8 protein-coding genes are annotated in these 5,252 nt (G+C 68.2%); 6 read left to right on the top strand and 2 right to left on the bottom strand.

The features are described from left to right. The 3 genes from IRT45_RS35820 to IRT45_RS35810 form a co-directional block, all read left to right on the top strand. Positions 1-173: Fe-Mn family superoxide dismutase (locus IRT45_RS35820; protein WP_305082336.1), on the top strand; the 173-nt coding region annotated here is incomplete at its 5' end. Between the two features lie 203 nt (positions 174-376). After that, positions 377-904 (top strand): hypothetical protein, encoded by a 528-nt coding sequence (locus IRT45_RS35815; protein WP_039775088.1) that lies wholly within the window; start codon positions 377-379, stop codon positions 902-904. 358 nt (positions 905-1,262) lie between these two features. After that, on the top strand, positions 1,263-1,979 hold the full coding sequence (locus IRT45_RS35810) for a TMEM165/GDT1 family protein (protein WP_194810191.1): 717 nt from the start codon (positions 1,263-1,265) through the stop codon (positions 1,977-1,979). A 22-nt stretch (positions 1,980-2,001) separates the two neighbouring features. Here the strand turns inward: IRT45_RS35810 and IRT45_RS35805 are convergent, their stop codons facing one another. Further along, the gene (locus tag IRT45_RS35805) at positions 2,002-2,976 is read right to left on the bottom strand and encodes a YafY family protein (protein ID WP_194810190.1); all 975 of its coding nucleotides are present in this window, start codon (positions 2,974-2,976) and stop codon (positions 2,002-2,004) included. Positions 2,977-3,037: 61 nt separating this feature from the next. Between IRT45_RS35805 and IRT45_RS35800 the strand changes: the two genes are divergently transcribed. Together IRT45_RS35800 and IRT45_RS35795 are read left to right on the top strand one after the other, a co-directional pair. Then, on the top strand, positions 3,038-3,607 hold the full coding sequence (locus IRT45_RS35800) for a DinB family protein (RefSeq protein ID WP_194810189.1): 570 nt from the start codon (positions 3,038-3,040) through the stop codon (positions 3,605-3,607). Then, a complete protein-coding gene (locus tag IRT45_RS35795) occupies positions 3,607-4,044 on the top strand; it encodes a VOC family protein (protein ID WP_194810188.1) in 438 nt (145 codons plus the stop codon). The genes IRT45_RS35800 and IRT45_RS35795 overlap by 1 nt, the downstream gene beginning before the upstream one ends. 18 nt (positions 4,045-4,062) lie before the next feature. Here IRT45_RS35795 and IRT45_RS35790 read toward each other — a convergent pair whose 3' ends face one another. Beyond that, on the bottom strand, positions 4,063-4,782 hold the full coding sequence (locus IRT45_RS35790; protein ID WP_194810187.1) for a TetR/AcrR family transcriptional regulator: 720 nt from the start codon (positions 4,780-4,782) through the stop codon (positions 4,063-4,065). Between the two features lie 186 nt (positions 4,783-4,968). Here IRT45_RS35790 and IRT45_RS35785 point away from each other — a divergent pair. Further along, positions 4,969-5,252, top strand: a 284-nt coding sequence (locus IRT45_RS35785; RefSeq protein ID WP_194810186.1) for an SDR family NAD(P)-dependent oxidoreductase, incomplete at its 3' end; no start/stop codon positions are given.

Here is a 5,252-nt window from a genome sequence, read left to right as displayed (position 1 = left end):
TCGGCATCATCCCGCTGCTGCAGGTCGACATGTGGGAGCACGCCTTCTACCTGCAGTACAAGAACGTCAAGGCCGATTACGTGAAGGCGTTCTGGAACGTCGTCAACTGGGCCGACGTGCAGGAGCGCTTCGCCAAGGCCGTCGCTCAGGGCAAGGGCCTGATCTTCGGCTGATACGCCTCTCCGCGACTTCAGGCCATACCCGCCGGGTATGGCCTGAGTTGCGTTGCGGGCGTGTTACCTGCGACTTAGCACTCTCTGGTACTTGTGTGCCAGACATTGTTCGAGTCATTCTCGGGTACTCCTATCGCACGATAGGTCGAGGACGGGCTCGCTCACCGCGGAGCCGCCCCCGTTGACAGTTCGGGAGGCATCCGATGCGTACGAACAATCCGGTCGGGGTCACGCCGTTCCAGGCACGCGGCATACTGCGTGGCTTCGTGATCTCCGGGCGCTGGCCCGATACGACCAAGGAATGGGCGCAACTACTGGCGCTCGCGGTGCGGGTGGCGAGTCTGCCCGGCCTGCTGACCACCACGACGGTCTTCGGTGCGCGCGAAGAACTGCCCGACGATCCGCATCCGGACACCGTCGGACTAGTCGTGGCCGAGGGGCCGGTACTGGGCGAGGAAGCGCTCGAACCGGGACGCTTCGCCGATCATGTTCCCCCCGCGTTGATGATGTTGCATCCGCCCTCGGAGACCAATCCGTCGCTGCCGGAATGCGTCGGCGCAGCATCGGGATGTGTTCTACTGCCGGGCATTCCGCATCTGGGACTCGCCCACCGCGCGGCGTGGGTGGAGGCCGAACTCGACGGCACGGTCACCTCGATGGTCAGCCGGGTGGGCGTGGACCCCATCTCGGATCCGGATACCGCGGTGCTGGCCATGCTGCTCGCCGCCTGAGGCCCACAGGCACCCGGCACCCACGGGACGGGCGTCCGAACGCGGTGCGGAGCCCCGGCGAAACACCTTCGACGGGTACCCGAAACTTTTCGGCCGCATCGCCAAACTTATTGTGCGCATTGCGGTTTCGGGGACAGGCACTTGGCGGCTGCGCGTAGGTAAGGGTAGGCTGAAAGACAGCGAAGGGGAGTAGCCCGCAATCGCATGGTCGACATACTGATCCGCTGGACGGATCCGGCCATCCGAACCGGTTTTCCGGTGGGCGAGACCTTCGGCCGACGACAGACCGTTGATACGGGCGTGGTCGGCTGAGGGCGCCCCGTCTTCGGCCGATACGCCGGAGACCTGGGAGCCGATGATGATCGCCGCGATACTACTGAGCTTCGGCGTGCTCTTCGTCGCCGAACTCGGCGACAAATCGCAGCTGATGGCCCTGACCTTCGCGTTGCGTTACCGCTGGTGGATCGTGCTGGGCGGTATCACCGTCGCGAGCGTGCTGGTGAACGTGATCGCCGTCGGCGTCGGACATTTCCTCGGAGCGGCCCTGCCCACCGACTTCATCGCACTCTGCACCGGCCTCATCCTGCTGGCGGTCGGCGTGTGGACGCTGTGGGCGGCCCGGCACGAGGAACCCGATCCCGACGAACCCGAGACCACCGGCCCCGCCTCCCCCGGCCGCGCCTTCCTCATCGTGATCTCGTCATTCCTGCTCGCCGAACTCGGCGACCGCACCATGTTCGCCACCATCGCCCTGGCCTCGAATCACAGCTGGGTGGCCGTCTGGGTGGGTTCGGTCGCCGGTATGGTCGCCGCCGGCGGTCTCGCCATCGCCATCGGCATCACGGTCGGCAAGCACATTCCGGAACGGGCGGTCGCCGTCGCGTCCGGCCTGCTGTTCCTCTACATCGGCGCCGCCACCCTGCTCGGCGCGGTAGCGCCCGACCTGGGCAAACTCGGCGAGTATGCGATCGCGGCGGTGGTGGCGCTGGTCGGCGGCGCGTTGTGGGGACTGCTGGGGCGGTCGAATCGGACAAACGAGGAGCCGGCGGAACCGCATTCACTGCACGGACGCTGACAAGCTCGCCACGGTGGTCGGCTCAGCCCGGATCGGCTCGGTTCGGTTCGGCTAGAGCCGACAGATCGCGAGCCAGGTGAGCGGCGGCTTCGCGGAGTTCCGGAGGCTCCAGCACGTCGACCTCGAACCCCAGACGGACGATCCGGACCGCGAGCCAGTCGAGGTCGTCGCCGGCCACCACCAGTACGGACCACCCGTCGCGATCGTCTTCGACGCGGCCGACCTGGGGCGGAATCAGGTCGCGCACCCGGGCGGAATCGGCGTGGACGCGGATCCGGGCGAGGAACCGGTACGGCGCCTCGGCCACCGATCGCTGAACGTAGCCGACCGGATCCGGATGGTCGCGCGGCCGGAACCGCCAGGTCGTGGCCTGCATCTCCCGCATGCGGTCGAGGCGGAACGTGCGCCAGTCGTCGCGGTCGATATCGCGGGCCATGAGATACCAGCGCCGGCCGGTGGTGACCATGCGGACCGGTTCGACGGTACGTTCACCGGCGACCCCGTTGCGGCCGGCGTAGTGGAAGCGGACCCGGACGGCGTCGCGGCAGGCCCGGGCGAGGGTCATCAGCAGTTCCGCATCGATCTCGATACCCGGACCGACCATGGTCTCGGTGGCGTCGTGCACGGCCCGCACCTCGGCGCGCAATCTGGGCGGCATCACCTGATCGAGCTTCGTCAGCGCCCGGAGCGCCGCCTCGCCCGCGCCGGCGACGGTTCCTCCGGTGGCCAGGCGCAGCGACACCGCCGTGGCGATGGCCTCCTCGTCGTCGAACAGCAGTGGCGGCAGCCGCGTACCCGCACCCAGCCGGTATCCGCCGCCGACACCGGCCGTGGCCTGTACCGGATAACCGATGGCGCGCAGTCGTTCCACGTCGCGGCGCACCGAACGATCGGTGACGCCGAGCTCGTCGGCCAGTTCCGTAGCGGTCCACGACGGCCGGCGTTGCAACAGGGCCAGCAGCCGCAGCACCCGCTCGGTGGTCGCTTCGACGGTCATGCGGTCATCGTGGCACAGATAGCGGAAGGCACCTGTCCGCTATTCACGACAAGCTGTGCTCATGACCGACTGGAACAACCTGCTCCGCGAGCAGATCGACCGGCACTGGACCGACCAGCTCCGCCCCCGGCTCGACGGACTCACCGACGACGAGTACTTCTGGGAACCCGCGCCCGATTGCTGGAATCTGCACCCGCGCGGCGCCGGCAACGCACCGATCCAGGGTGGTTCCGGCGCGATGACCATTGACTTCGCCTTCCCGCCGCCGGATCCGGCGCCGTTCACGACGATCGCCTGGCGGCTCGGGCACGTGATCGTCGGCGTGCTCGCCATGCGCAACGCCTCGCATTTCGGGCGCGCGGCCACCGACTACCATTCGTTCGAGTACGCCGAGACCGCGAAAGACGCACTGGCCCAGCTCGATTCGGAGTACGCCCGCTGGATCGGCGGCATCGAATCGCTGGGCGAAGACGGCCTCGCCCGTCCGTGCGGAGCGGCCGAAGGGCCCTATGCCGACTTCCCGTTCTCGGCGCTGGTTTTGCACATCAACCGCGAACTGATCCACCATCTGGCAGAGGTCTGCCTGCTGCGCGACCTCTACCTGCACCGCAACCGACAGGAGGCGAGCTGATGGCCCGCGATGTCCAGATCACCTTCGACTGCGGCGATCCCGCGGAATTGGCCGCGTTCTGGGCCGAGGCCCTCGGCTACCGGTTGCAGGATCCACCGCCCGGATTCCGGACCTGGGACGAGGCACTGGCGGCCATGAACGTGCCGCCGGAACGGCGCAACGACGCCTCGGCGCTGCTCGATCCCGAGGGCGCCGGCCCGCGGCTGTTCTTTCAGCGGGTGCCCGAGGGCAAACAGGCCAAGAATCGAGTCCACCTGGATGTGCGGGCGGCCCCGGGACTCATCGGCGACGATCGGATGGCCGCGTTGGAGGCCGAGGCCGAGCGGCTGGTATCCCGGGGTGCGTCCAGGCTGCAGCGCCACGAACCCGCTCCCCCGCTCGGCAACGGTCACATCGTGATGGCCGATCCGGAGGGCAACGAGTTCTGCCTCGACTGAGCCGGCACCCGGCGGTGGTCACCAGGGATCGAAATGCTCCCGCGGATCGGCGCGGCCGGGGTCGGCGGGCACGCCGCCGAACAGATCTCCGCTGCGCCGGACCAGCTCGAGCATGGGTTCACGCAACTCCCGCAGCCCGTCCAGATCATCGGCGGCGACGTGGTTGGTCACCATGGCACTGAGCGCGGCGACCATCGTGCGGCATGCGAAGCGCTGCTGATCGGTGCGGGCGTCGAGAATGTCCGCGACGAGCGCGACGAATGATTCCTGCAGTTCCGCGCGGCGCGCGATCGCGGTGGGACCGGCGGCGTAGACCTCGACGAGGAACAGGCGCGCGTAGGCCGGTTCGGCGGCCAGCCCGTCGAGGTAGGCGTCGAGCAGGGCGCCGATCGGCGGTTCGGCCATGTGCGCGTCGCGGCCGATTTCCGTCCCGGACAGTGCAGGATCAGGGACTGGGCGCAGCGCCGCCTGGATCCGGGCGATCAGCTGTTCCACCGCCCGCTCGTAGGCCGCCTCGAAACAGTCCTCCTTGGAGCGGAACTGCTCGTAAAAGGTCTCCCGCGACACTCCCGCACGCTTGATCACCGCCGCGACCGACGTGCCCACATATCCGTGCGCGGCCATCGCATCCGCCATCGCCGCCAGAATCCGGTCGCGCTGGTCCCGGACGACCGTTTCCCGCGGGATACCGTGCCGGCCCCGAGGTAGCCGGCGGTCCGCGGGGGCCGAGGCGGTCATGTGGCAACTCCATCGTTCGATCGCGTACCGGTTCGCAAACGAAACTAGCTGGTTGTCTTCCATTCTGCGCGGTGCCGGCTTCCCACGCGGCGCACCCCCGGCTGTGACGGCACCCACGCCCGATATGGTGCTGTTGACGGAAGGCCAGTACCCATAGGGCCGTCACTAACGAGAGGACCAAACACCGTGGAGATTTCGGGCTCCGCCGCGATCATCACCGGAGCTGCGTCCGGTCTGGGCGCCGCGACCGCACAACGCTTCGCCGACCAGGGTGCGACCGTATTCGGTCTCGATCTGACGCAGTCGATCGAACGGGCCGGCGACAGCGTCCCCGCCGGTGTCACCCTGATTCCGACCGATGTGACCAGCAACGACGAGGTCGCCGCCGCGGTGGCGAAGGTCGTCGAATCCGGTGTGCCGCCGCGCATCGTGGTCACCGTCCCGCACCCGAACGACCACAGTTGCGCGAC

It is taken from the genome of Nocardia sp. BSTN01, assembly GCF_015354405.1.
Taxonomy (GTDB): domain Bacteria; phylum Actinomycetota; class Actinomycetes; order Mycobacteriales; family Mycobacteriaceae; genus Nocardia.
This window is presented reverse-complemented; position numbering and strand designations above follow the sequence as displayed.